Below are 25790 nucleotides of genomic sequence, written 5' to 3'. Positions count from 1 at the left end.
AGGCGCGTCTTCCGTGAGCCCGCGCTGTGGGCGACCGCAGCGCCGACATGCACCGAGGCGCGGGCGGTCGCGCACAGGGTGCGCCTGCAGGCAATCGCGAAACGCTATTCCCGCCTTCGGCGCTCAGCGGTCAACGGCTCCCACGCCGGGATCACCGGCGATCGTGATGCTCGCTCCGGTCGTGGCCGCCCCGGTGTCCCGAATCATGACGGCCCGAGTCGCGCCGCCCCGAGTCGTGCCGTCCCGAGTCGTGCCGTCCCGAGTCGTGTCGTCCGGATTGGTGGTGCGAACCGTAGCCGCGGTCGTGCGACACGCGTGGCGCGGAATGCCCCACGTGCGCGGGACCGTGCGATCCGTAACCGGGACGTGGCGAACCGTGCCGCGCGCCATGCACGACGCCACCGTGGCGGTAGCCGGGCGGCCGCGGCGGTGCGCGATGCGTGAAGTGACGGTGCTCCCAGCGATGGCGATCGCGGTACCAGCTGCGGCCGTGATAGTGGCTGCCCCAGTACGCGCCGAGTGCGAACGTGACGATCGGGATGCCGATGCGCGCGCCGTAGTCGGCGACGTAGACGCGCCGGCCACCGTAGTCCTGTTCGATGTAGGTGCCGGCGACCCAGCCGCGCTCGGGGCCCGCGATGACGTCGCACCATTCCCAGCCGTCGATGCAGCCCTGGATCGAAACAGCGACGCCCGCCGGCAGCATCGTGATCGCCGGATAGTCGATGTCGGGGCCGGCGCGCAGGTTCACGTTCGCGGTGACGTAGCCGTCGTACGCGTGCGCGGCGAGCGGGGTGAGCAGGGCGAGGCATGCGCTCGCAAGGCGGGTCGTGATCTTCATGGGGCACCTCGTGCGATATCCACGCCCGGTGTACACGCAATCGGCGCGAAAGGCCATGATCGCCGCGGCAGCCATTCAGCGTAGCCATAGGCAGGGCGGGTACGCGCGGCGTCACCGGCGCGCTGGTGCGACGACGCCGCAGGCGCCGGTCGACCAGCGTCATCGACCCGCGCCTGCGTGCCGCGAACGGGTTACTTCTTCGTGCGCTGCGCCGGCACGAACACTTCGCGCACCGCCTTGGCGAGCTGGTCCGGCGGCAGCAGGCCCTGGTCGAGGAGGAAGTTGTTGTAGGCCATGCGATCGAACTTCGCGCCGAGTGCGAGTTCCGTTTCCATGCGCAGCTGCATGATGCGGCTGTAGCCGTAGAAGTACGCGCCGGCCTGGCCCGGCATGTTGAACGTGTAGCGATCCAGTTCCTGGCGCGCCATCGGTTCGGACAGGGCGACGTCCTGGGTGAGCACCTGGCCCGCGCGTTCGCGGTCGATCAGGCCGAGGTTGAGCATCGGATCGAGCATCGCGCGCGCGGCGCGCAGCAGGCGCAGCTGCAACGCGATGAGCTGGCCGTCGAGCGGTTCGTACGGAACCATCTCCGCTTCCGCATACAGCGCCCAGCCTTCGACGTTGACGCTGTTGAACGCGAACAGCGTGCGCGCGAGCGAGACGCCGCGTTCGACCATCGCGGTGAACTGCAGCTCGTGGCCGGGGCGGCCTTCGTGCGCGGTGAGCGTCCAGCCGCCGGCTTCGTAGGTGAAGTCGTCGTAGGCGGCGCCCTTGCCGTCCTTGCCCTCGGACGCGGGATTGCCGAGCGGCAGCACGAACTGTCCCTGCTGGCCGCTGTTGCCGATCAGCGGCGCGGGCAGGAAGTGCGGCGCGGGCTGCGAGGCCGATTCGGCCGGCGAGGCGAGACGCATGACCATCGGCCGGTTCGGCAGGTCGACGACGCGGTGCGCGGCGATCTGTTTCTCGAGCTCGGGCATGACGGTCTTGCGGTAATAGTTTTCGATCGAGGACTTGTCGAGCTGCTTCTTCTTGAGCTCGTGGATGACTTCGCGGTAATCCTCCGCGTGCAGGCCCTTCGCCCTGGCGACGAGCGGCGCGAGCTGCTGCATCGTCGCGCGCGTCTCCATGAACTCGAGCTCGGCGCGCTGGATGAGTTCCTGCGGCGTGATGTCGATGCCGACCTGCTTGAGCTGGAACGCATAGAGCTCCGGCGGCAGGCGCGTGTCGGTGCGCGCGCTCGGCAGCACCGTGCCGCGCATCCAGTCGGCGTACTCCTTCATCTGCTTGTCGAGCGCGGCGAGCGCGGCGTCGCTGCCTTCGATCTTGTACTTGCCGAACAGGTCGCGGATGCCCTGGGTGTAGGTCTCGGCATTGCGCAGCGCCTGCTCGACTTCGAGCCTGGTCGGCTTGACCAGCGCCGTGTTCGATGCGCGCTCCTCGTAGCGCTGCCGTGCGAGCGTGGTGATCGGCGTCGTGCCCGGCTTGAGGCCGACGTAGGCCTCGAGGCGCGCGAGTGCATGCGCGCGGCGCTCCGGCGCGACCTGGTCCTGCAGCAGTCCCTGCTCGCCCTGGAACACGAGCTGGCCGACGTCGGCGAACGGCACCATCAGCTTGTCGTTGAGTTCGCTGCCTTCGATCTGCCGATCGGCCGCACCGATCATGATGCCGATGTCCTGGCGGACGTTCGGGTTCTCTTCGGTCTCGAGGTCCTTCTCGAGCGTTTCCTTCGCGCCGCGCATGGCCGTGCGCAGGCGCTCGCCGTTGTTCGGCTTCAAGTCGGCGACGCGGTCGTCGTAGCCGGGCAGGCCGAAGAACGAGGCGAATTCGGGCGCGAACTCCGCCTGCGCCCTGAGCAGCGGTTGCGCGACTTCGTTGCTGCGCTTCACCCAGGCCGGGTTCGGCCGCACGGGCGAGGCGGTGGCGCCTTCGGGCTTCTTCGCGTCGGCCGCGAGCAGGTCGGGAGCCGCGAGGGCGAGGCAGGCGAGCGCGCAGGCGCTGGACAGGAGCAGGCGACGCATGGGGATCTCCTCGAATTGGGCACGGCCGCGGACGGGTGCGTGCCACGGAATGGAATGGGTGATGCGGCGGGAGGCACCTCTCGACCCTCGTCGTCCCGGCGCCGGGACCCGGTGCCGTTGCTGTCCGGGTGACCGAAGACGCTGGATCTCCGCTTTCGCGGGACGACGGGATTTTTCCCCGGGCGCACGAAAGGCTGACGCTAGCGCGCCGGGCCGCGCGCCGCAATGTGCACATCGTCATTGCCGCGGTGCAGGTGGCCGGGACCGGGCGCAGGCCGTACCATCGGCGGTCCTTTCGCCATGCCGGAGAAACCGATGAAGCCCGTCCTTGCCGCGGCGATCGCCGCGGCCGTCGCCCTCCCTGCCGCCGCTTCCGCGGCGTCGCATCCGTTCGACGTGCACGACCTCGTGATGATGGATCGCGTGAGCGACCCGGCCTTGTCGCCGGACGGCACGCGCGTCGCCTTCAGCGTGCGCGAAACCGACTACGAGGCGAACAAGGGCAGGAACGGCATCTGGACCGTGCCGTACGCGGGTGGCGCGCCGCAGCGCCTGACCGACAAGGCGCTCAATGCGAGCAGTGCGCGCTGGTCCAGCGACGGCAAGGCGCTGTACTTCCTCGCGCCGAAGGACGGCACGAGCCAGCTCTGGCGCATCGATGCGAACGGCGGCGCGGCGACGCAGGCCACTTCGCTGCCGCTCGACGTCAACAACTTCCGCCTGTCGCCGGACGGCAAGCGCGTGCTGCTTTCGCTCGACGTCTTCAACGACTGCGCGGACGACGCCGACGTCGTCGCCTGCACGCAGAAGAAGCTCGACGCGCGCAAGGCCGACAAGGCGAGCGGCACCGTGTACGACTCGATCTTCGTGCGCCATTGGGACACGTGGGCCGACGGCCGTCGCTCGCAACTGTTCGTCGCCGACCTCGGCGCGGACGGCAAGCCGGGCAAGCTCGAGCTGCTGACCCGCGGCATCGACGGCGACGTGCCGTCCAAGCCGTTCGGCGACGACAGCGAATACATGTTCTCGCCGGACGGCAAGACCGTGTACTTCAACGCGCGCATCGCCGGCAAGAGCGAGCCGTGGTCGACGAATTTCGATATTTTCTCGGTGGCGGTGGAGGGCGCGCACGCGCCGAAGAACCTCACTGCAGACAACCCGGCCTGGGACGGGTACCCGCTGCCGTCGGCGGATGGCAGGACGCTGTACTGGCTCGCGATGAAGCGCGCCGGCTTCGAGGCCGACCGCTTCGGCATCTGGGCCCTCGATCTCGCCAGCGGTGCCAAGCGCGAGATCGACCCGCAGTGGGACCGCTCGGCTTCCGGCCTCAGGGAATCGGCCGACGGCAAGACGCTCTACACCGCGACCGACGACTGGGGCGACCACGCGCTGTTCGCGGTCGACGTCGCGAGCGGCAAGGCGAGCAAGCTCGTCGCCGACGGCAGCATCGCCGGCTTCGACCTCGGCGCGAAAGGCCTCGTGCTCGCGCGCAACGACTTCAAGCGGCCGAACGATCTCTACACCGCGCGCGCGGACGGCAAGAACCTGCGCCAGATCACGCATTTCAACGCCGACCGCCTCAAGGACATCCGGTTCGGCGACACCGAGTTCTTCACCTTCAAGGGCTACGGCGGCGACACCGTGCAGGGCTACGTGACCAAGCCGGTCGACTACAGGAAAGGCGCGAAGTATCCGGTCGCGTTCATCGTGCACGGCGGCCCGCAGGGCGCGATGACGAACGACTTCCACTACCGCTGGAACCCGCAGACCTACGCGGGCCAGGGCTTCGCGGTCGTCACGATCAACTTCCACGGTTCGACCGGCTACGGCCAGGCGTTCACCGACAGGATCTCGGGCGACTGGGGCGGCGCGCCGCTCGACGACCTCAAGGCCGGCTGGGCCGCGGCGCAGCAGAAGTACGCCTTCCTCGACGGCAACCGCGCCTGCGCGCTCGGCGCGTCGTACGGCGGCTACATGATGTACTGGATGGCCGGCGTGTGGAACGAACCGTGGAAGTGCATCGTCTCGCACGATGGCGTGTTCGACAGCCGCATGATGAGCTACTCGACCGAGGAGCTGTGGTTCGACGAGTGGGAACACGCGGGCAAGACGCAGTACGAAGACCCGGCCGGCTACGAGAAGTACAACCCGGTCAACCACGTCAAGGACTGGCGCGTGCCGATGCTCGTCGTGCACAGCGACCAGGATTTCCGCATCCCGCTCGAACAGGGCCTTGCCGCATTCACCGCGCTGCAGCGTCGCGGCATCCCGAGCGAGTTCCTGCGCTTCCCGGACGAGAACCACTGGGTGCTCAAGCCGCACAACAGCGTGCTCTGGCACGACACCGTGAATGCGTGGCTCAAGCGCTGGACCGCGCAGGACGCGCAGCAGTGATGATGGGCGTGCGCCGGCCGGTCGCCATCAGGCCGATCGGCGCACGCGGCATCGGGGTGCCGGCGATCGGCGGCCTTGCCTGGATGAGGTGACTTCCAGGACCGGCACGTCGATTCCCTTTGCTGACTTTTTGCCGAGGCGCGAGGCTGCTCGACGTGCGATGATCCGCGCGGGGACCGCGCACATCGCGCGAGGGAAAGGGGAGCATCACCATGGCCATATCCACGACCGTCCAAGCCGCGCTCGCGTTCGCACTGGCTTGGGCCGCTCCGTCCGCACACGCGACGATCTTCCCGGTCACCGGAACGATTGCCGTGAACGGCTCGTCGGCACCCTTGCCGGCCGGCGGCACGTTCGGCGATGCGGTTTACGACGCGAACACGGGGACACTGTCGGACGGCGCGTTCGCGTTCCCCGACGCGAGCACCATCGTACCGATTCAGGGGGTCGGCAACGTCACCGTCAACTACCGCTTCAGCCAGACCAACACGTCGTCCGCGGCGGTAGCTGCCGACGGCGTGGCCGCGATGACGGTCGTGCATGCGAAGCTGCAGATCCTTTCGACCTCGCCGCCGCTGCCCGTGACGCCGTGCGTGTTCGAGCCGATCGATCTTGAACTCGCCGGAACCGGCTCCGCCAGTGGTCTTGACCTTGCCGATGCGTCGTTCACGGTGCCGCCGACGGCGTCGTCCTGTGGCGGTTTCGCCAGCCAGATCAACGCGGCCCTCGCCGGCAGCAACAACAGCCTCACCGTGCACATCAGCGGCAACTTCACGCCGCCGATGCCGGATGACGACACGATCTTCGCCGACGGGTTCGACGACAATTGACGAAGCGTTCGCGTGCGTCCTGGCCACCCCGGCCGAAGGGCATCGCGGCTGAAGGCGCAGGTGTACGAGCGCATCCTGTGCGCGACCGCCACGCGTCGGCACGCCGCGACGTCGCCCACGGGAGGACCCCGCGAAACACACTCACGCGCGGACTGCATGACCTCGCGTGTCACCCGCCGCGCAGCGAATGCCGTCGCGCGAGCTCGCCGACGACATCGGCGAGCGTGAGTCCGGCGCCGCGCAGCAGCACGAGCAGGTGGAACACGAGGTCGGCGGCCTCGCCACGCAGGCCGGAGAGGTCGCCGGTCGCCGCAGCGAGCGCGACTTCGACGCCTTCCTCGCCGACCTTCTGCGCGCGTCGTGCCGGCGTGCCGGCGAGCAGCTTGGCGACGTAGCTCGATGCGGGGTCCGTGCCCGCACGCGCGGCGATCAGCGCTTCGAGTTCGTTGAGCCATGGGTGCGCGGGTGCGTCGCCGTCGAAGCAGCTCGGCGTGCCGCGGTGGCAAGTCGGCCCCGCCGGCACCGCCTGCGCGAGCAGCGCGTCGCCGTCGCAGTCGGCGGCGAGCGAGACGAGCGCAAGCACGTGGCCGGAGCTCTCGCCCTTGCGCCACAGGCGCTGCTTCGAACGCGACCAGAAATGCACTTCGCCGGTCGCGAGCGTGCGCTCGAGCGCGCTGCGGTCGGTATAGCCGAGCATGAGCACGCGGCCGTCGTGCGCATGCTGCACGACGACGGGGAGCAGGCCGTCGCCCTTGCTCCAGTCGAGCGCAGCGGCGTCGAACGCGACGGCCGTCATGGCCGCACCACGATGCCGCGCGCGGCGAGGTAGCGCTTGAGATCGCCGATGCGGATCTCGCCGGCGTGGAACACGCTCGCGGCGAGCGCGGCGTCGACGCCGCAGCGCTCGAACACCTCGCCGAAGTGCTCGACCGCGCCCGCGCCGCCGGAGGCGACGAGCGGCAGGTCCGTCGCCGCGCGCACCGCATCGAGCAGCATGTGCGCGTAGCCTGAGCGCACGCCGTCGTTGCGGATCGCGTTGAGCACGATCTCGCCCGCGCCGCGCGCGTCGACTTCGCGCACCCAGGCGAGCAGGTCCCGGCCGCTGTCGCTCGCCTGCTCGGGCTTGCCGCTGTCGGCGACGACGCGCCAGGTGCCATGGTCGTCGGCTTGCGCGTCGACGTCGATGCCGACGACGACGCACTGGCTGCCGAAGCGCGCCGCGAGCTCGTCGACGAGCGCGGGCCGCGCGAGCGCGGGGCTGTTGATCGATACCTTGTCCGCACCCGCGGCGAGCACCGCTTCGGCGTCGGCGACCGAGCGGATGCCGCCGGCGACGCAGAAGGGAATGTCGAGCTCGCGCGCGACGCGTTCGACCCAGGCGACGCCGACGCGGCGCCGTTCCGGGCTCGCGGTGATGTCGTAGAACACGAGCTCGTCCGCGCCGTCGGCGGCGTAGCGGCGCGCGAGCTCGATGACGTCACCGACGACGCGATGGTCGCGGAAGCGCACGCCCTTGACGACCGCGCCGTCGGCGACGTCGAGGCAGGGGATCAGGCGGCGCGCGAGCACAGGGCCTCCAGCGGCAGGCTGCCTTCGAGCAGCGCAGTGCCGGCGACGCACGCGGCGACGCCCGTGCCGCGCAGCGCGGTGACGTCGGCGAGGTCGCGCACGCCGCCCGAGGCGATCCACGCGAACGACGGCCAGCGCGCGGCGAGCAGGCGGTACAGCGCGAGGTTCGGCCCCGCCGCCATGCCGTCGTGCGCGACATCCGTGGTCAGCACGTGGCGCAGGCCCGCATCCGCGAAGCGTTGCAGCAGCGCGGCGTAGTCGCCGTCGTCGGTCGACTGCCATGCGTCGACCGCGGGGCGCCAGCGGCCGTCCTCGCCGAGACGCAGGTCGAGCGCGAGGCAGAGGCGTCCGGCGCCGAACACGTGCAGCCAATCGACGAATGCATCGGGCGTGCGCACCGCGACGCTGCCGACGACGACGCGCTCGACGCCGGCATCGAGCAGGCGTTGCACGTCGCCCCGCGTGCGCACGCCGCCGCCGGCCTGCACGCGCAGTCCGCTGCCGGCGACGCGCGCGATCGAGGCGAGCTGCAGCGGCTGCGCCGCGCGCGCGCCGTCGAGGTCGACCAGGTGCAGCCAGTCGGCGCCCGCGCGCGCGTAGCGCGTGGCGAGCTCGAGCGGATCGTGCGCGAAGACGCGCGCCTGCGCGAAGTCGCCCTGGCGCAGGCGCACGACGCGGCCGTCGCGCAGGTCGATCGCCGGAATGATGTTCATAGCGCGAAGAAGTTCGTCAGCAGGCGGCGACCGGCCGCAGCGGATTTCTCGGGATGGAACTGCGCGCCGTGCACGTGGCCGCGTGCGACCACGGCGGCGAACGGCGCGCCGTGCGCGGCCGCGGCGAGCGTCGTTTCGCCCTCGTCCGCGGCATAGCCGTGCACGAAGTAGAACCAGTCGTCGCGGCCGATGCCGCGCAGCAATGGATGGTCGGCGACGCGCGGCGCGAGCGTGTTCCAGCCCATGTGCGGCCAGCGCGGCGCGGCGGGCAGGCGTCGCACGCGCCCGCGCAGCAGTCCCAGGCCTTCGACGTCGCCTTCGGCGGAGTGCTCGTAGAGCAGCTGCATGCCGAGACAGACGCCGAGCAGGGGCCGGCGCAGTTCGCGCAACGCACGATCGAGGCTGCGTGTGCGCAGTGCCTCCATCGCCTGCGCCGCGGCGCCGACGCCGGGCAGGATCACGTGCGTTGCCGCGGCGACGCGCGCGGGGTCGTCCGACAGCTCGGCGTCGACGCCGACGCGGCGACAGGCTTCGCGCAGCGAACCGTAGTTGGCGCCGCCGGCGGCGACGATGAGCGCTCGCACGCTCATGCGGCCGCACCCGCGAGCACGCCCTTGCTGCTCGGCACGGCGACGCCGCCGTCGCGGCGGATCGCCTGGCGCAGGGCGCGCCCGACCACTTTGAAGCACGCCTCGACCATGTGGTGCGCGTCGTCGCCGCGCACGGCCAGGTGCAGGTTCGCGCCGAGCGCATCGGCGAGGCTGCGGAAGAAGTGCGGCACGAGCGCGCTCGGCAGCGCGCCGACGCGTTCGGCGGGGAACGCGCCTTCGAACACGAAGTATGGGCGGCCGGACAGGTCGAGCGCGGCGTGCGCGAGCGCGTCGTCCATCGGCACGACGAAGCCGAGCGCGCGCTGCAGCGGCAGGCCCTCCGGCGCGTGGCCGTAGCGGCCGATGCCGCGGCGCTCGCCGAGCGCTTCGCGCAGCGCCTGGCCGAGCGCGAGCGCGCAGTCCTCGACCGTGTGGTGCTCGTCGACGCCGAGGTCGCCGTCGCAGCGCAGGCGCAGCGCGAAACCGCCGTGCACGCCGAGCTGTTCGATCATGTGATCGAGGAAGCCGATGCCGCTGTGCACGGCGGGCCGCGCGGCGTCGTCGAGGTCGACCTCGACCGCGATGCGCGTCTCGCGCGTCGTGCGCTCGATGCGCGCGCGACGCGGCGCGTCGAGCAAGGTCGTGGCGATCGCGGCCCAGCCGGCATCGGCGCCGATGCGCAGCCCGCGCACGCCGATGTTGCGCGCGAACTCGAGGTCGCTGTCGCGATCGCCGATCACCGCGCTGCGCGCGCGGTCGAGCACGCCGTGGCCGAGGTAGTGGCGCACGAGGCCGAGGCCGGGCTTGCGCGTCGGCGCGTGCTCGTGCGCGAAGCTGCGGTCGACGAGCACCTCGCGGAACACGATGCCTTCGCCGGCGAGGATCTCCAGCAGCAGGCGTTGCGGCCCGGCGAACGCTTCCTCGGGGAAGGCCGGCGTGCCGAGGCCGTCCTGGTTGGTGACCATGACGAGCTCGTAGCCGGCGTCGACGAGGCGGCGCAGCGCGCCGATCGCGCCCGGCAGCAGCCGGAACTTCTCGTAGCCGTCGATCTGCTCGTCCGCCGGCTCCTCGATCAGCGTGCCGTCGCGATCGACGAACAGGATCTTCGCGGGTGCGCTCATCGGCGGGCTCCGCCGAGCGCGGCGAGCAGCGCATCGTTCTCGTCCGGGCGCCCGATCGTGATGCGCAGGCAGTTGGCGAGCCCCGGCTGCGCCGAGAAGTCGCGCACGAGGATGCCTGCACCGAGCAGGCGCGCGAACGCCTCGCGTGCGTCGGCGAAGCGCACGAGCAGGAAGTTGCCGGCCGACGGCCACACCGTGCGCACGCCGCCGGCGACCGCGAGCGCCACGGCGATGCGTTCGCGTTCGGCGACGAGCGTCGCGATGCGTGCGCGCGTGCGGGCGAGCGTGGCAGGTTCGAGCGCGGCCGACGCGGCGCGCACGCTGCCGCTCGGCAGCGGGTACGGCGCGGCGATGCGCGCGACGAGGTCGACGACCTCCGGATGCGCGAGCAGCGCGCCGACGCGCGCGCCGGCGAGTGCGTGCGCCTTCGACAACGTGCGCAGCACGGCGACGTTCGAATGGCGCGCGAGCAGCGCGCTCGCGCTGGCGACGCCGGCGAACTCCACGTAGGCCTCGTCGACGAGCAGCAGCGCGCGGCCGTCGAGCGCGCGGGCGAGCCGCTCGAGCGCGTCGCCGTGGTAGAGCGTGCCGCTCGGGTTGTTCGGCGAGCAGACGATCACGAGCTTGGTGTCGTCGTCGGCGAGCGCGAGCAGGTGATCCGTGTCGAGCGCGAAGCCGTCGTCGGCGGACAGGGCGAGCGTGCGGAACGCCGCTCCCTGCAACGCGGCGCCGACGCGGTACATGCCGAAGGTCGGCGCGAACGCGACGACGTTGTCGCGTCCGGCGCGGCAGAATGCGCGCAGCAGCAGGTCGATCGCCTCGTCGCTGCCGCGGCCGAGCCAGAGCGAGGCGGCGTCGACGCCGTACAGCGCCGCGAGCCGCGCGCGCAATGCATCCGGTTGTGGCTGCGGGTAGCGGTTGAGGCCGGCGTCGGTGCAACCGTCGTCGGCGCTGTCCCACGGCGACTCGTTCGCGTCGAGCCGCACGCGGGCGTCGAAGCCGGCGCGTCGCGCCGAGGCGTACGGCGCGAACGCGACGAGTTCGGGCCGCGCCCGTTCGAGCATGCTCATGCGTCGCCTCCGGCGCCGAGCGCGGCGCTGCCGCGGTCGAGCGCGGCGAGGCGCAGGTCGACCGCGCGCGCGTGCGCCTCGAGCGCTTCGGCGCGCGCGAGTCGCGCGGCGTCCGGGCCGATCGCGCGCAGGCCCGCGCTCGACGCCTCCTGCACGTAGACGCGGCGCAGGAAGCTCTCGACGCCGACGCCGCTGAACGCGCGCGCGAAGCCGAGTGTCGGCAGCACGTGGTTCGGTCCCGCGCAGTAGTCGCCGAGCGTTTCCGGCGACCAGCCGCCCAGGAAGATGCTGCCCGCGTTGGCGATCATCGGCAGCAGCGCGCGCGCGTCGCGCGTGTTGACGATGAGGTGCTCGGGCGCGTAGCGCTCGGCGATCTCGATCGCGCAGTCGAGGTCGGGCACGCGGATCAGGCGCGCGTGCGCGAGCGCGGCGCGCGCGATGGCGGCGCGCGGGAGGCTCGCGAGCTGGATCTCGAGCGCGTGCAGGACCGCATCGAGCAGGCGCTGGCTCGGGCTCGCGAGCAGCACCTGCGAATCGGCGCCGTGCTCGGCCTGGGCGAGCAGGTCGGCCGCGACGAACGCGGGATCGGCCGCGTCGTCGGCGATCACGAGCACCTCGGACGGGCCGGCCGGCATGTCGATCGCCGCGCCGTCGGGGTCGGCAGCGACCTCGAGCTTGGCGGTCGTGACCCAGCTGTTGCCGGGCCCGAACAGCTTCGCGCAGCGCGGCACCGATTCGGTGCCGTAGGCGAGCGCGGCGATCGCCTGCGCGCCGCCGAGCTTGAACACGCGCTCGATGCCGCACAGGCGCGCCGCGACGAGGATCGCCGGATCGGCGCTGCCGTCCGCGCGCGGCGGCGTCGCGAGCAGGATTTCGCCGCAGCCGGCCACGCGTGCAGGCACGCCGAGCATCCACACGGTCGACGGCAGCGGTGCGCTGCCGGCCGGCGCGTACAGGCCGACGCGGCCGATCGGCCGCCACAGCTGCTCGCAGCGCATGCCGGGCGCGGTGTCGAGCGCGAACGGCCGCGGCTTCTGCGCCGCGTGGAACGCCTCGACGCGGGCGACCGCGCGGCGCATCGCCGCGCGCGCGCCGGCGTCGACCGCCCGCTCGGCTGCGGTGAACTCGGCGGCGCCGACTTCGAACGTCGCCAGTTCGCAGCGGTCCAGGCGCAGGCCGATCTCGCGCAGCGCGGCGTCGCCGCGCGCGCGCACGGCGGCGATGATCGCGCGCACGTCGGCGAGCTGGCCGGCGTCGTGCAGGCGCGGCGGCCGTGCCAGGATATTAATGCGTTGGCATGTGTCGAGCGCCGACCAGTCGGCGCAGCGCGGCAAGGGGTTCATGCGAGCATTCGTTCCACATTGAGCACCATCACGCCGCGCGCGCCGAGGCGCTTGAGTTCCTCGAGGTGCTGCCAGTCGAGGCTCGCGTTGCACAGCGCCTGCATGGCGACGTCGTCGGGGCGGCCGTCGAGGCCGAGCACGCTCGGCGCTTCGCGCGAGGGCAGCAGGCGCGTGATCGCCGGCAGCGCGGCGCGCGGCGCCTGCAGCATGAGCAGGCGCGCGCCCGCACCGGACAGCGCGCCGGCGATGCGCGCGACGAGTCGCTCCAGCATCTGCGTCGCGGCGGCGCTGCGCGGGCGCGGGCTCGACGCGAGCACGGCCTGGCTGTGCATGACCGTGGCGATCTCGTGCAACTGGTTCGCGGCGAGCGTGGCACCGCTCGACACGAGGTCGCAGATCGCATGCGCCTTGCCGAGTCGCGGCGCGATCTCCACCGAGCCGGTGAGCAGCACGACCTCGGCCTCGATGCCTTGCGTGCGCAGCCAGTCGGCGAGCAGCGCCGGGTAGGAGGTGGCGATGCGCAGGCCGCCGAGGTCGCGCGGCACATCGATCGCGCTGCCGTCGGGCACGGCGATCGCGAGGCGGCAACCGCCGAAGCCGAGGTCGAGCAGCCGCGTGGGCGTGGTCGCCGTGTCGCCGGCGAGGCGCTGTTCGTCGAGCACGTTGCGCCCGACCATGCCGAGTTCGCAGCTGCCCTCGACGAGCAGGCCGGGAATGTCGTCGTCGCGCACGAGGAGCACGTCGACCGGCAGGTTTTCGCCGTACAGGAACAGCTTGTCGCGGCTCGCGCGGAACGCGAGTCCGGCGCGGCGCAGCAGGTCGAGCGACGCCTCCGACAAGCGCCCCGACTTCTGTACGGCGATGCGCAGGCGCTCGCGACCGTCGTTCATCGCGTGCTCCTCGCTGCCTTGCGCGGCTTCGCCGCGCGTGCCGCCGCGATCGCATAGCCGCCGGCCCCCTGGTCGAGGCAGCGCGCGACGCGACCGATCGTCGTGATGCTCACCGCGGTCGCCTCGTGGATCTGCCAGTACGGCTCCCCGGCGAGCAGGTGCGGCACGACGCTCCAGCGGTCGCGCATCGCCTCGCGCTCGGCCGGCGTGCACAGGTCGTCGAGGAAGGCGCGCATCTCTTCCACGCTGCGCAGCGACAGCAAGGCCTCGCACAACGAGCGTTCGGCACGCCCGGGGTCGATCTCGGGCTCGATCTGGCGTCGTTTCATCGCGTCAATGTATTAGCGCGTTAGTATGTTGGTGGCCATGCTAGCGGATGGCGTGCTGCAGTGCAACCGTGCGCGTCGCGACTTCCCGGCGGGCGGCCGGGCGCAGGGTTTCGTTCCTGCCGAGCCAGCTGCGAGGCGACCGCGCCGGTGCGGCCGCCGCGCGTGGACATCATCAGGGATGACGGCCCTTCGACTCCGGCCTTCCGCTCAGGGCGAAGGGATGTCGCACCTGGCGCCGCTTCGGTGGAAGCGGATGCTTGCCCGAACGCGTGGCGGATCGACGCGGAAGGACAGCGCGCGTGTTGGCGCCCGTGCTGCCTGCTCGTCGCAGCGGCGCACGCAGCCGACGACGTCCGTCGCCCCGGCGAATGCCGCGACCTTGGCGGAGCGCCCCAGCGTCTTCGGCCTGGCACGGGCACGATGGACTCCCGCTTTCGCGGCAATGGCGGCGGTGCGTCGAGGAGCAATGCGCCCGCCGGAAAAACGGACCGGCCGCGCCCACGGGGGAGAGGGCGGGCGCGGCCGGTCCCATCGACGGTGCCGGGGAGTTATCGCGTTCCGTCGAAACCGTTGGCGAAGATGCGGTCGGCGCTGTCGTTGGTGAGGCGCAGGACCGCGAGTTCGTACAGTGGCGAGGCGCGCTCCGCCATGCCGGCGACGATCACGCGGCCCTGTGCGTCGAGCGCGAGCGCGGACGGGTCGCTGAAGATGCCGCCGGGCGCCATGTCGACGCTCGCGATGCCGGCGTCGCCGAAGCTCGCATCGAGCATGCCGTCGGGCGTGAAGCGGAACGCGAGAAAGCTCGACTCGGGGCCGACGTAGCTGATCGCCGCGACGAGGTTGCCATCGGCCTGGCGCACCAGGCCCGTCGCGTAGCGCGTGAATGCACCCGGCGCGATCGCGACCGGCTGGAAGCCGTCGCCGTGGCTGCCGAAGCTCCCGTCCATCATGCCATCGGCGCCGATGCCGCCGAGCACGGTTTCGAAGCTCGTGTTGCCCTGGCCGTCATCGACCTGGTAGTGGCCCACGAAGACGGCACCACCCTCCGCGGTCGGCAGCAGGCGATCGATGCCGTCGATGGTCGTGAACGCTTCGCCCGTGTCGTCCGGGCGATGGAACACGCGCCAGCCGGTGCCGGCGAACGTGGTGTCGAACGCACCGGTCGCATCGAGGCGCGCGATCGCGAAGTCCGAGCCGAAGCCCTGGCCGTAGACCTCGTAGTTGCCGCCGACGAGGATGCCGTCGCCGGCGGTGATGCCGAGCGTGCTGAGATAGCCGCCGCGGCTCTCGCCGGCCGCGTCCCAGTCGATGACGACACCGCCACCGGTGCCGAAGCCCGCGTCGGGCGCGCCGTCGGCGTCGAAGCGCGCGACATAGCTGTGCGAGACGCTGTCGATCGCCTTTTCGCCGGCGACCACGAAGCGGCCCTGGCTGTCGACCGCGAGTGTGTGCACGTACATGTCGGGCACGAGCTGGACGCCGTCGGCGCCGAACGTCGTGTCCATCGTGCCTTCCGCGTCGAGCTTGACGAGGAAGCCGCGCAGCGGACCGAACGCGGACGCGGTGCCGGCGACGACGATCGAGCCGTCGTCGAGGCGCACCATCGCCTCGATGATCTGCATGCCTGCGCCGGTCTCGGGCACGAGGTCGGGCAGCACGAGCAAGCCGGGGATGCCTTCGATGTTGCCGAAGCTCGCATCCGGCGTGCCGTCGGCGTTCAGGCGCGCGAGCATCGCGCGCATGTGCGGGTCGAACGGGCTCGACGGGATGAACTTGTTGCGCTCGCCGGCGACGAGGATCTTGCCGTCGGGCAAGCCGAGCGCCGCGTACGGGCGCAGCTCGCGGGCCTCGATGTCGTCGGGGGTGATGTAGGCGGCGCCGGCGACCCCGAAGGTCGGATCGGGCAGGCCGTCCGCGGCGAGCGCGGGGATCGTGAACAGCGAGGCGAACAGCAGCAGGGCGCCCGTGTGGCTGCGGCGGGGAAACGACATCGGGATCTCCGTACGTGGGGATGGCGATGCGCCGAGCATGCGAAGGCGCGGGCCGCGGCGCATGCGCGGAACGTCATGGCGGCATTAGGCGCGCATCAACGCGCGGCCAAGCGGTTGATTCGGCGCGGGTTCGCGCGCGAGGCAGGTGCCGCCGGGCCGCATGGCGGCGGCCGGTCCGCAGGCCTCAGCGCGAGGCGGCGACCGTCGGCGGCGATGCCAGCGCGAGCGGGATGCGCCGTTCGCCCGCGAGTGCCTGCGCGCGGGCGAGCGCGTTGCGCCAAAGCGCCTCGTCGCCTTTCGACTGCTGCACGCGTACCTGCAGCAAGGCGCTGCCGAAGTCACGCGCGGCGAAGCCGGCCACGCGCTCGGCCAGCGCCGCGGCGCGCGCCGGGTCGCCGCGCTCGATCAGCCAGCCCGCATAGGCGGTCGCGACCTCGCGCAGGTCGAGGGGGATGCGCAGCGCATCAGCCTCGCCGAGCGCGCGCGCATACCAGGTGCCTGCGGCTTCGTCGTCGCTGGTCGTGCGGGCCTGGGCGAAGTCGGCGTACATGCGCGCGGCAGGACTGCCGGCGCGGCTCGCGAACGTCGCCAGTTCGGCGGCGGCAGCCGTCGCCGCGGCACGGTCGCCGCGGCCGAGCAGGGCTTCGATGCGCAGCATGTGCACGCGCGCGTGTTCGCGCTGGTCGTCGACGGCGGTGAACAGGGCGAGCGACTGCGCCGCTTCGTCCGCGGCATGGGCGGCGTCACCGCGCTCGAGCGCGAGGTGCCCCGCGAGCGCGTGCGCGCGCGCCTGCGCGGCGCGATTGCCCTCGCGCACGGCGGCGTCGAGCACGGCCGCGAGGCGCGGGTCGATTTCCTGCTCGCGGCCGTTCGCGAACAGCACGAACAACGTCGTGAGCTCGGCGTCGCGCTGGCGCGCGGGGTCGGATACCTGCGCCGCGACGTCGCGCACGCGCGGCTCGAGCGCAAGCGCGGCGTCAGGCTGCAACAGCGCGACGCGCAGTTCGGCGACCGCGGTCAGTGCATTGAGTTCGGCCGCATGCACGCCGAACGTCGCGAAGCGGTCGGCGGCGCGCTGGAACACCGGTTCGGCCTCGGCGTAGCGCTCGCGGCGCATGTCGAGCGCGGCGAGGTTGGAGTCCACCAGCGCCAGCGCGAGCAGGTTGCCGCTGCTCTCGAACGCGGTGCGCGCCTCGGCGAACGCCTGCAGCGCGAGTTCGGTCTGGTCCATCGCGCCGGCGACGTTGGCGCGGCCGTTGAGTGCCTTGCCCAGCGCGTCGGGCGCGCCTTGGCCACGCAGCAGGGCGATCGCCTCGTCGAAGCGGCCGGCGGCGGCGACGTTGTTGCCGCGCATCGCCGCGATCACGCCGAGGTTGCTCAGCGCGCGCGCGTGCAGCACGCGGTCCTGCTCGACCGAGACGTCGCGTGCGATCGCCGTGAACGCGGCTTCGGCGGCGTCGAAGTCGCCGGCCTGGTAGTCGATCTGCGCGAGGCGCAGGCGCAGTTCCGGCTGTGCGCGCTGGTCGGCCGGCGCGCGCGCGAGCAGGGCGCGCGCATCGTCGAGGCGGTCGCTGAGGGTCGCCGCCTCGGCCTGCTGCAGCAGGGCGTCGAGCGCGGAGCGGTCACCGGGCGTGGCGGCGGCCACGGCGAGCGGCACGTAGCCGAGGCGGCGCGCGAGGTCGTCGGCCGCGATGCGCGCGGCGACGAGCGCATCGTCCGCTTCGCCGTTGCCGTCGGCGGCCGGCGTGCGGCCGAGCACGGTGTGCACGCGCACGCGCCAGTAGTGCTCGACGCGCTCGGCGTGCGCCTCGACGACGAGGCTGGCTCCTGCCGCGCGGGCGAGTTCGGCGGCGCTGCCGCCGCCGGTCCTGCGCGCCGCGCCGGTCAGTACGACGACGTTGTCGCTCGGCACGACCGGCAGGCCCGCGCTGCGCAGGCGGGCGGCGATGTGGTCCATGAGGCCGAGCCGGATCCAGTCGGCGCCTTCCGCCGCGGTGACTTCGACCGGCAGCACGAGCGCGATCGTCGTCGCGGCAGGCGCATGTGGCGCCGGCGCGCGCGCGAGGCGCGTGTTCCACCAGGCGACGCCGGAAAGCAGGGCGAGCACGAGCACGCCGGCGGCAGCGGCGACCGTGACGCCCCTGCGCGATCCGGTCCGGGCGGGTGCAGGTTCCATCGCCGGCGCGGTGGCTTCGGCGATCGCGCCGGCGGGTTGCGCTTCGACGCTCGTGGCGGAGGCGACCGGCGGGGCCGGTTCCTCGTCGGTCGCGACGGTCGGCGCGACCCAGTGGTAACCGAAGCGCACGACCGTGCGGATGTAGTGTTGTTCCTTGCCGGTGTCGTCGAAGGCGCGGCGCATCGCGAGCACGGTCTGCGCCAGCAGGCCATCGCTGATCTCCGCCTTGCCCCAGACGGCGGCGATGAGTTCGTCGCGCCCGACCGCGCGGTCGCGCTGCTCGACGAGGTAGACGATGCAGTCGAATGCGCGTGGCGGCACCGACAGCTGGACGTCGCCGCGCCACAACTCGCGGCGCGCAGGGAGCAGGCGGAACTCGCCGAATCGATAGGTGCGGCTCATCCGCGCGATATGCGTACGCCGGGGCCGCGATGTCAACCGTGGCCGACGGCACGCGCAGGCGGCCGCCCGCTTCGCGCAGCCCGCGCAACGCGGCTCAGGCGAAATCGGCGAGCAGCGCCTCGCGCTGGCGCGCGTCGAGCGGGGTGGCGCCGCGGTAGTGCGGATGGTCGACTTCGAGGCGCACCGCCGCGCCCGCGCGCCAGGCGGCGATCGCGGCCGGCGTGAGCTCGAAGCGCAGGAAGTGCACCGCGGCGGTCTTCGACTCGTTGCTGCGCTCGAGGTCCTCGTCGGCGACCGTGGTCGCCGGTTCGGTACCCTCGACGACGAGGCGGATGTCGTGCTCGATGCCGCGCAACCGCTCGAGCTCGCGCCGGCGCTGCTCGACGTCGTCGTATTCGATGAGCAAGGTCGCCTTGAGGTTGGCGCCGTCAGGGATCAGCGGGTTGTACGCGGCCAGTTCGTCGGCGATGCCGTCGGCTTCGAAGATGCGCTCGATGCGCAGCATCTCCTGTACCTGGTACTGCACGGTCAGGCGATCCTCGAACACGAGGGTCAGGTGCGCACCGAGGTGGATCGTGCGCGGCTTCTTGTGCGCGAGCACGCGCGCGCGGAACGCGGCGCGCTCGCGCGCGTAGTCCTCGAGTTTCCACAGGTCGGCGGGGACGAGCTTGTTCATGGGTGAAGGGGCCTACGCCGTCGTGACCATTGAAGAAAGGATTGAAACGCGAAGCACGTCGCGTACACGAGGAAGGCAACGGCACGGAATCGGCAAGGCTCCTTCGTGTGCCCGGTGTGCTTCTTGTTTCAGGCTTCGAGGCTCTTCCTTCATGCCGTCAGATCCCGTAAGCGAGGCGCAGCAGGCCGAGCGGGCTCTCGGCGCGCGGGGAATCGCCGAGGCCGTGCGCGAGGTGCGAGCCGGCCATCGGGCAGTCGCTGGCGAAGTGGTCGGGCGCGGCCTGGGTGATGCGCGCCTCCACCGGCCTGGCGATCTTGCGCGAGATCGCGTAGGTCGCGCGCTTGACGCCGTAGGTGCCGTCGTGGCCGGAGCAGCGCTCGATCACGGTCACCTCGGTGCCCGGCACGAGCGCGAGCACGTCGCGCGTCTTCGGGCCGATGTTCTGCACGCGCTGGTGACACGGCGCGTGCCAGGCGACCTTGCCGAGCGGGTTGCGGAAGTCCGTCTTGAGCAGGCCCGCCTGGTGGCGGTGCCAGAGGTATTCGAACGGATCGAACATGTGCCGCCGCACGAGCTGCACGTCCTCGTCGTCGGGGAACATCAGCGGCAGCTCCTGCTTGAACATGAGCACGCACGACGGGATCGCCGCGCTGATGTCCCAGCCCTCGCGCACCGCCGCCGCGAGCAGCGGCACGTTCCTGCGCATGTACTTCTCGACGCTGTCGAGGTCGCCGAGTTCGAGCTTGGGCATGCCGCAGCAGACCTCGCGCTCGACCAGCTTCACCCCGATGCCGTTGTGGGCGAGCACGGCGGCGAGGTCCTCGACCGCCTGCGGTTGCGACACGTTGCAGTAGCAGGTCGCGAACAACACGACCTTGCCGCGGGTGCGACCCGCCGGCGTCGCCGCCGCGGTGCCGCCATCGAGCGCGCGCAGCCGCCGGCGCGCGGTGTCGGAATGGAACGTCGGCAGGCGCGCGTCGGGATGCACGCCGAGCGCCTTGTCGAGCAGCTTGCGCGTGGGCGCGGCGCGATTGCTCGCGTTCACGATGTCGACGACGAGCGGGATCGAGGCGATCCTGCCGACCGCGGTCGTGCTCGACAGCAGTTTCGAACCGAGCGAGGTCGCGCCCTCGCGGTGGCGCACCGCCTTCGCGCGCAGCATCAGGTGCGGGAAATCGACGTTCCACGGATGCGGCGGGACGTACGGGCACTTGGTCTGGTAGCAGAGGTCGCAGAGATAACACTGCTCGACGACCTTCGCGTAGTCGCTCTTGGCGACGCCATCCACTTCCATCGTCGGCGATGCGTCGACGAGGTCGAACAGCGTCGGGAACGCCTGGCACAGGCTCACGCAGCGGCGGCAGCCGTGGCAGATGTCGAACACGCGCTCGAGCTCGGCGTCGAGCGCGGCCTGGTCGTAGAACGCGGGATTCTTCCAGTCCAGCGGATGGCGCGTCGGCGCGTCGAGGCTGCCCTCGCGCGGTGCACCGGACGCGGTGCGGTCATCGGCCATGCAGGGCTCCGGATGTATGCATGCGGGAGCGACGGTCGGGCGGATCGAGGCGCGCAGCGCCGGATCTGCCGCAGGCGTGGCTCATGCGTTCATGAGCAAGTCGCGACGCCGCGGCCCGAGAGAGCGCCGGAAGGCGCGATGCCGGCATCGCGGCTGGAGCCGCTCCCACGGGCCGCGTTGGACCGCTCAGCCGCCGACTTCGCCGAGCGCCTTGGTGAAGCGGTTGGCGTGCGAGCGCTCGGCTTTCGCGAGTGTCTCGAACCAGTCGGCGATTTCCTCGAAGCCTTCCTCGCGCGCGGCCTTGGCCATGCCAGGGTACATGTCGGTGTACTCGTGGGTCTCGCCCGCGATCGCGGTCTTGAGGTTGTTCACGGTGCTGCCGAACGGCAGGCCGGTCGCAGGGTCGCCGACCGCCTCGAGGTATTCGAGATGGCCGTGCGCGTGGCCGGTCTCGCCTTCGGCGGTGGAACGGAACACCGCGGCGACGTCGTTGTGGCCTTCGACGTCGGCCTTCTGGGCGAAGTAGAGATAGCGGCGGTTGGCCTGCGATTCGCCGGCGAACGCGGCCTTGAGGTTTTCTTCGGTGCGGCTGCCTTTCAGGTTGCTCATGATGCACCTCGTGGTGGAGGGGACGAAAGACCTTCCGGTGGCACGTGCCCCGACGTTAGCACCGTCGCCGCGCCCCGTTAAATCGACGGATGCGATGACGATGATAGACGCGGGCTATCAGCGATGCAGGTCGCCCGCGGCTTCCGGCTGGTAGTGGATCGCGTCGACGCGCAACGTCATGCGACGCCCTCCCGGCATCGGCCACTGCATCGTCTGGCCGATGCGCAGGCCGAGGATCGCGCTGCCGACCGGCGCGAGCACCGACACGCGCCCGGCGTCGCCGTCGGCGTCGCGCGGGTAGACGAGGGTGAGCTCGTAGGCGTCGCCGCTGTCGACGTCGACGGCGCGCACGCGCGAGTTCATCGTGACGACGTCGGCGGGCATCTGCGCGGGCGCGACCACGTCGGCCCGCGCGAGCTCGCCGCGCAGCGCGCTCGCGCTGGCGTGATCGCGGAAGGCCGGCGCATCGAGCACCGCTTCGATGCGTTCGAAGTCGAGGCTGGAGACGAGGATCGGGGGTGTCGGGGACATCGGTTCCAAGGCGAACTCCATCGTGGTGGGCGCGCGACGCGGCGCCCGCATCCACGAACCGTAGTCCAACGCGCAGGCATTCTCAAACCGGCGCCGTCATCGGTGCGCGGTGGTTCGCCGCTGCTTGCGTGCCGGCGCCGGCGCGCGCGCATCGAGCAGCTCGCGCGGCAGCGAGCGGATGACGCCGGCGAGCCGCTCGAGGAAGGCGCCGAGGGCGGAACTCTTGCGCCACACCATGGCGATGCGCCGGCTCGGCGGATCGCCGCGGAACGGCACGAGGTGCACGTTCGCCGACGGCGCGATCGGCGGCTGCACCGCGAGGCTCGGCAGCAGCGTGATGCCGACGCCCGCGGCGACCATCTGGCGCAGGGTCTCCAGGCTCGTCGCGCGGAAGCCGCTGCGTTCGTTCGCACCGGCGAGATGGCAGACCTCGAGCGCCTGGTCGCGCAGGCAATGGCCGTCCTCGAGCAGCAGCAGGTTCTGGTCGGCGAGCTCGTCGAGCTCGAGGCTCGCGTGCTTCGCGAGCGGATGCGTCTCCGGCACCGCCAGCACGAAGTCCTCCTCGAACAGGAACTCCTGGTGCAGCTGATCGTCGTGGATCGGCAGGGCGAGGATGCCGGCATCGAGGCGGCCTTCGCGCAGCAGGCGCAGCACGACCTCGGTCTTCTCCTCGGTCAGGAGCAGTTCGAGGCGCGGGAAACGCTCGCGGATGCGCGGCACGACGTGCGGCAGCAGGTAGGGCCCGAGCGTGGGGAAGATGCCGAGCCGCACGGTCCCCGATTCGGGGTCGAGCGTGCGGCGCGCGATCGCGCGGATCTGCTCGACCTCGTTGAGCACCTCGCGCGCGCGCTGCGCGATCTCGCGGCCGACCTCGGTCAGCAGCACCTTGCGCGGCGTGCGTTCGACCAGCGCGACGCCGAGTTCCTCCTCGAGCTTGCGGATCTGCGTCGACAGGGTCGGCTGGCTCACGAACGTGGCTTCGGCGGCACGGCCGAAATGGCGATGTTCGGCGAGCGAAACGAGGTAGCGGAGGTCGCGCAGGTTCATGGCGGCAGCGCTGCAAGGGCGACGCTGGCGATTGAATCACTCTATCGATAACATATCAACAATCGATTTGAATGATCGATTGGCGGAGCCTATTCTTGTCCCCGCTGGCGCGATTGCTTGCGCCACCCCGTATCAACCCCATCGTCTTTGAAACCACTCCAAGGAGAGTTCCAGCATGCTGACCGTTGGCGACAAGTTCCCCGAATTCAACCTCAAGGCCACCGTTTCGACCGAGAGCATCGAGAAGGCGTTCGCGCCGATCACCAACACGACGTACAAGGGCAAGTGGCTGCTCGTGTTCTTCTACCCGAAGGATTTCACCTTCGTCTGCCCGACCGAAATCAAGGGTTTCGGCGACCTGAACAGCCAGTTCGCCGACCGCGACTGCCAGGTCCTCGCCGCGAGCACCGACAGCGAGTTCGTGCACCTGGCGTGGCGCAAGGACCACAAGGACCTGCGCGACCTGCCGTTCCCGATGCTCGCCGACACGGCCAAGCGCCTCTCGACCGCGCTCGGCATCCTCGACGAGGAAGAGGGCGTGGCCAAGCGCGCGACGTTCCTGGTCGATCCGGAAGGCGTGATCCGCTTCGCCTACGTGACCGACGGCAGCGTCGGCCGCAACCCGCAGGAAGTGCTGCGCGTGCTCGACGCGCTGCAGACCGACGAGCTGTGCCCGTGCAACTGGAAGCAGGGCGAAGAGACGCTGAAAGTCGCCTGATCCACCGCGTCGCGATGCCGCCCGGCATCGCACGCGACGCGAAGGCCCGGCTTTTCGCGTCCGGCGTTCGACCCGCCTCGCGCTCTCCCTCCCTCTCCGCGCGAGGCGGTTCCCGGGCGGCGGTGCCGCCGCCCGGCTTCTTCTTTCCGGCGGTGCGTCGCCGCGCCGGCGCGGCGCCCGCGCCATCCCCGAACCGTACGAAACGCGCGGCGTGGCCGCGCGACCACAGGAGTCCATCATGAGCCTCGAATCGATCCGCGACCAGTTGCCCGACTATGCCAAGGACCTGCGCCTCAACCTCGATGCGGTACTCGGCGAAACCGGCTCGCCCGGCCTCACCGCCAAGCAGATCGCGATCGTCGCGATCGCCAGCGCGATTTCCGCGCGCCACGAGCCGCTGACGCAAGCGGTCGTCGAGAAGTTCGCCGGCACGCTCAGCGAGGCCGAAGCGAACGGCGCCCGCGCGGCCGCCGCGATCATGGCGATGAACAACGTCTACTACCGTTTCACCCACCTCGTCGGCAACGAGGAATACGCGACCATGCGCGCGGGCCTGCGCATGAACGTGATGGCCAACCCCGGCTGCGAGAAGGTCGATTTCGAACTCGCCTCGCTCGCGGTGTCGGCGGTCAACGGTTGCGGCATGTGCATGGAGTCGCACGAGAAGACGCTGCAGAAGCACGGCGTGTCCGCGCAGGCGATCCAGAGCGCGGTGCGCATCGCGGCGGTGCTGCATGCGGTCGGCGTGATCGCCGAGCAGGCACGCGCGGCCGCGCCCGCGCTCGCCGCGGCGGCCTGATCCTCCCCACGGCGTCGCTCAGGCGCTGCGGCGCCGTTCCGTTTCGCCCCGGCGCGGGGCGCGCGCGCCGATCGCCGCGCGCGCGGCCGGCGCGCGGCGCAACGGCGCGCAGCGGGCGAGCGCACGCGCCATGCGTTCGACGGCCTGGTGCAGCTCGGCCTCGTCGTGCCAGCTGAAGGCGAGGCGCATCGCCTGCAGCTCGCGGCCGCGGAAGTCGTATGGCGTTGCGGCGGCGAACTGCACGCCTTCATGCACGCCCTCGCGCACCCACGCGTCGAGATCGATCGCAGCGTCGACGCGTACCCACAACGCGAGGCCGCCTTCGGCGACGCGGAAGTCCAGCGCGCCGCCGAGCCGGTGCCGCAGCGCGTCGGCGAGCGCATCGCGGCGGGCGATGAACGCGCGCTTGAGGCGGCGCACGTGGCGCAGCAGTTCGCCGTCCTCGAACAGCTCCGCGATCGCGCCCTCGAGCGCGGCGTCGCAGCGCGGATCGGTCGCCGCGCGCAGCCGTGCGATACGCTCGAACACCGGCGCCGGCGCGACCACGAAGCCCGTGCCGATGCCGGGCGCGAGCAGGTTCGCGAGCGAACCGATGTAGACGACGTTGCCACCGCCCGCGCCTGCGGCGAGCGGCAGCACCGGCTTGCCCGCGTAGTGGAACTCGTGGTCGTAGTCGTCCTCGACGATCGCGACGCGATGGCGCAGCGCGAGTCCGGCGAGCCGCGCGCGCCGCGCCGCCGACATCACCGCGGTGGTCGGGAACTGGTGATGCGGCGTGAGGAACACCGCGCGCACGCGCGTGCGTTCGAGCAGCGCAGCGAGTGCATCGACGCGCAGGCCTTCGTCATCGAGCGGCAGCGGCACGAGCTCGGCCCCGGCGAGGCGCAATGCGTTCCATGCCGGCGGATAGCCGAGTTCCTCGACCGCGACGACGTCGCCGGGCGATACGAGCGCGCGCGCGACGAGGTCGATGCCCTGTTCGATGCTGCGCGTGACCATCGTGTTCGCCGCCGTCGCGGGCAGTCCGCGCGCGCGCGCGAGCATGTCGGCGAGCGCGTCGCGCAGGCGCGCGTGGCCGCACGGTCCGCCCGCGCCGGGCGCGGCGCGACCGCGCGCTTCGATCGCGCGGCGGAATGCGCGGGCGAGTGCGCGCGCGGGAAACAGGCGTGGGTCGGGGGCGCCGCCGGCGAGCAGCAGCGTACCCGGCGCCGGCGTGGCCGGCGCGACGAGCCGGTCCGGCGCCGCCGGCGCGAGCGCGAAGGTCGGAGCCGCCGGCGGGGGCTGCGCGAACGGTCGCACGCGCGCGAGCGGCGTCGCCGCGGTCACGAAGGTGCCGCCGCCGACGCGCGTGCGCACGCTGCCCTGCGCGGCGAGTTCCTCGTAGGCCGCGACGACCGTGTTGCGGTTGAGACCGAGCTGGGCGGCGAGTCCGCGCGTGCCCGGCAGGGCGTCGTCGGCGCGCAGGCGGCCGCGGCGGATGTCCTCGGCGATCGCGTCGGCGAGCTGCAGGAACAGCGGCTGCCCGCTGTGCGGATCGAGCGAAACGGCGAGCTCCCAGTGCCTCATGCGGTCAGGACGCCGCCGCCGCCCCGATCGTCGCAACCGCCGGCAGCATGACGT

At 71.7% G+C, this 25790-nt stretch carries 23 protein-coding genes; 4 read left to right on the top strand and 19 right to left on the bottom strand.

Annotated features, from left to right (window positions below):
• Positions 1–151: 151 nt before the first annotated feature.
• Both EV148_RS13275 and EV148_RS13270 read right to left on the bottom strand, forming a co-directional pair.
• Entirely contained in the window at positions 152–841 is a 690-nt protein-coding gene (locus EV148_RS13275) for an SH3 domain-containing protein (protein ID WP_158287463.1), read from the bottom strand.
• Positions 842–1032: 191 nt separating this feature from the next.
• On the bottom strand, positions 1033–2859 hold the full coding sequence (locus EV148_RS13270; RefSeq protein ID WP_131999035.1) for a DUF885 domain-containing protein: 1827 nt from the start codon (positions 2857–2859) through the stop codon (positions 1033–1035).
• 315 nt (positions 2860–3174) lie between these two features.
• Here EV148_RS13270 and EV148_RS13265 point away from each other — a divergent pair, with 315 nt between their 5' ends.
• Positions 3175–5253 carry a S9 family peptidase gene (locus tag EV148_RS13265; protein WP_131999033.1) on the top strand — a complete coding sequence of 693 codons (2079 nt, stop codon included), beginning with the start codon at positions 3175–3177 and terminating at the stop codon, positions 5251–5253.
• Between the two features lie 212 nt (positions 5254–5465).
• Positions 5466–6083 (top strand): hypothetical protein, encoded by a 618-nt coding sequence (locus EV148_RS13260; protein ID WP_131999031.1) that lies wholly within the window; start codon positions 5466–5468, stop codon positions 6081–6083.
• 169 nt (positions 6084–6252) lie between these two features.
• Here the strand turns inward: EV148_RS13260 and hisIE are convergent, their stop codons facing one another.
• The 16 genes from hisIE to oxyR form a co-directional block, all read right to left on the bottom strand.
• Entirely contained in the window at positions 6253–6879 is a 627-nt protein-coding gene (gene hisIE, locus EV148_RS13255; RefSeq protein ID WP_131999029.1) for a bifunctional phosphoribosyl-AMP cyclohydrolase/phosphoribosyl-ATP diphosphatase HisIE, read from the bottom strand.
• Positions 6876–7652, bottom strand: a complete 777-nt coding sequence (gene hisF, locus EV148_RS13250) for an imidazole glycerol phosphate synthase subunit HisF (RefSeq protein WP_131999027.1) — start codon at positions 7650–7652, stop codon at positions 6876–6878. The genes hisIE and hisF overlap by 4 nt, the downstream gene beginning before the upstream one ends.
• The gene (locus EV148_RS13245; RefSeq protein WP_131999025.1) at positions 7634–8365 is read right to left on the bottom strand and encodes a 1-(5-phosphoribosyl)-5-[(5-phosphoribosylamino)methylideneamino]imidazole-4-carboxamide isomerase; all 732 of its coding nucleotides are present in this window, start codon (positions 8363–8365) and stop codon (positions 7634–7636) included. Before EV148_RS13245 ends, hisF begins: the two co-directional genes overlap by 19 nt.
• Positions 8362–8955, bottom strand: coding sequence for an imidazole glycerol phosphate synthase subunit HisH (gene hisH / locus EV148_RS13240; RefSeq protein WP_131999023.1), 594 nt, complete (start codon positions 8953–8955; stop codon positions 8362–8364). The genes EV148_RS13245 and hisH overlap by 4 nt, the downstream gene beginning before the upstream one ends.
• Positions 8952–10076: a bifunctional histidinol-phosphatase/imidazoleglycerol-phosphate dehydratase HisB gene (gene hisB, locus EV148_RS13235; protein WP_131999021.1), complete on the bottom strand. Its 1125-nt coding sequence runs from the start codon at positions 10074–10076 to the stop codon at positions 8952–8954. The genes hisH and hisB overlap by 4 nt, the downstream gene beginning before the upstream one ends.
• Complete coding sequence (hisC, locus tag EV148_RS13230; RefSeq protein WP_131999019.1) at positions 10073–11146, bottom strand: histidinol-phosphate transaminase; 1074 nt, start codon at positions 11144–11146, stop codon at positions 10073–10075. Before hisC ends, hisB begins: the two co-directional genes overlap by 4 nt.
• Positions 11143–12489 carry a histidinol dehydrogenase gene (gene hisD, locus EV148_RS13225; protein ID WP_131999017.1) on the bottom strand — a complete coding sequence of 449 codons (1347 nt, stop codon included), beginning with the start codon at positions 12487–12489 and terminating at the stop codon, positions 11143–11145. The genes hisC and hisD overlap by 4 nt, the downstream gene beginning before the upstream one ends.
• Positions 12486–13379 carry an ATP phosphoribosyltransferase gene (gene hisG, locus EV148_RS13220; RefSeq protein ID WP_131999015.1) on the bottom strand — a complete coding sequence of 298 codons (894 nt, stop codon included), beginning with the start codon at positions 13377–13379 and terminating at the stop codon, positions 12486–12488. Before hisG ends, hisD begins: the two co-directional genes overlap by 4 nt.
• Positions 13376–13708, bottom strand: coding sequence for a YerC/YecD family TrpR-related protein (locus EV148_RS13215; RefSeq protein WP_131999013.1), 333 nt, complete (start codon positions 13706–13708; stop codon positions 13376–13378). The genes hisG and EV148_RS13215 overlap by 4 nt, the downstream gene beginning before the upstream one ends.
• Positions 13709–14256: 548 nt before the next feature.
• The gene (locus tag EV148_RS13210) at positions 14257–15699 is read right to left on the bottom strand and encodes a hypothetical protein (RefSeq protein ID WP_158287462.1); all 1443 of its coding nucleotides are present in this window, start codon (positions 15697–15699) and stop codon (positions 14257–14259) included.
• A gap of 184 nt (positions 15700–15883) precedes the next feature.
• Entirely contained in the window at positions 15884–18277 is a 2394-nt protein-coding gene (locus EV148_RS13205) for a winged helix-turn-helix domain-containing protein (protein ID WP_131999009.1), read from the bottom strand.
• Between the two features lie 94 nt (positions 18278–18371).
• Complete coding sequence (locus EV148_RS13200; RefSeq protein WP_131999007.1) at positions 18372–18953, bottom strand: DUF3501 family protein; 582 nt, start codon at positions 18951–18953, stop codon at positions 18372–18374.
• Positions 18954–19110: 157 nt separating this feature from the next.
• A complete protein-coding gene (locus EV148_RS13195) occupies positions 19111–20466 on the bottom strand; it encodes a heterodisulfide reductase-related iron-sulfur binding cluster (protein WP_131999005.1) in 1356 nt (451 codons plus the stop codon).
• A gap of 186 nt (positions 20467–20652) precedes the next feature.
• Complete coding sequence (locus tag EV148_RS13190) at positions 20653–21075, bottom strand: rubrerythrin family protein (RefSeq protein ID WP_131999003.1); 423 nt, start codon at positions 21073–21075, stop codon at positions 20653–20655.
• Between the two features lie 117 nt (positions 21076–21192).
• The gene (gene rnk, locus EV148_RS13185; protein ID WP_131999001.1) at positions 21193–21606 is read right to left on the bottom strand and encodes a nucleoside diphosphate kinase regulator; all 414 of its coding nucleotides are present in this window, start codon (positions 21604–21606) and stop codon (positions 21193–21195) included.
• Between the two features lie 96 nt (positions 21607–21702).
• Positions 21703–22653, bottom strand: coding sequence for a DNA-binding transcriptional regulator OxyR (gene oxyR, locus EV148_RS13180; protein WP_131998999.1), 951 nt, complete (start codon positions 22651–22653; stop codon positions 21703–21705).
• 175 nt (positions 22654–22828) lie between these two features.
• On the opposite strand from oxyR, the gene EV148_RS13175 reads away from it, so the two are divergent.
• Positions 22829–23371: a peroxiredoxin gene (locus tag EV148_RS13175; protein ID WP_131998997.1), complete on the top strand. Its 543-nt coding sequence runs from the start codon at positions 22829–22831 to the stop codon at positions 23369–23371.
• A gap of 238 nt (positions 23372–23609) precedes the next feature.
• Positions 23610–24170, top strand: a complete 561-nt coding sequence (locus tag EV148_RS13170) for a carboxymuconolactone decarboxylase family protein (RefSeq protein WP_131998995.1) — start codon at positions 23610–23612, stop codon at positions 24168–24170.
• An 18-nt stretch (positions 24171–24188) separates the two neighbouring features.
• On the opposite strand, the gene pdxR is transcribed toward EV148_RS13170, so the two are convergent.
• Positions 24189–25736 (bottom strand): MocR-like pyridoxine biosynthesis transcription factor PdxR, encoded by a 1548-nt coding sequence (gene pdxR, locus EV148_RS13165; RefSeq protein ID WP_131998993.1) that lies wholly within the window; start codon positions 25734–25736, stop codon positions 24189–24191.
• Between the last annotated feature and the right edge of the window lie 54 nt (positions 25737–25790).

It is taken from the genome of Dokdonella fugitiva (assembly GCF_004342425.1).
Lineage (GTDB): Bacteria > Pseudomonadota > Gammaproteobacteria > Xanthomonadales > Rhodanobacteraceae > Dokdonella_A > Dokdonella_A fugitiva.
The sequence above is the reverse complement of the archived record's forward strand: the minus strand, read 5'-3'. Positions and strand labels throughout refer to the sequence as shown.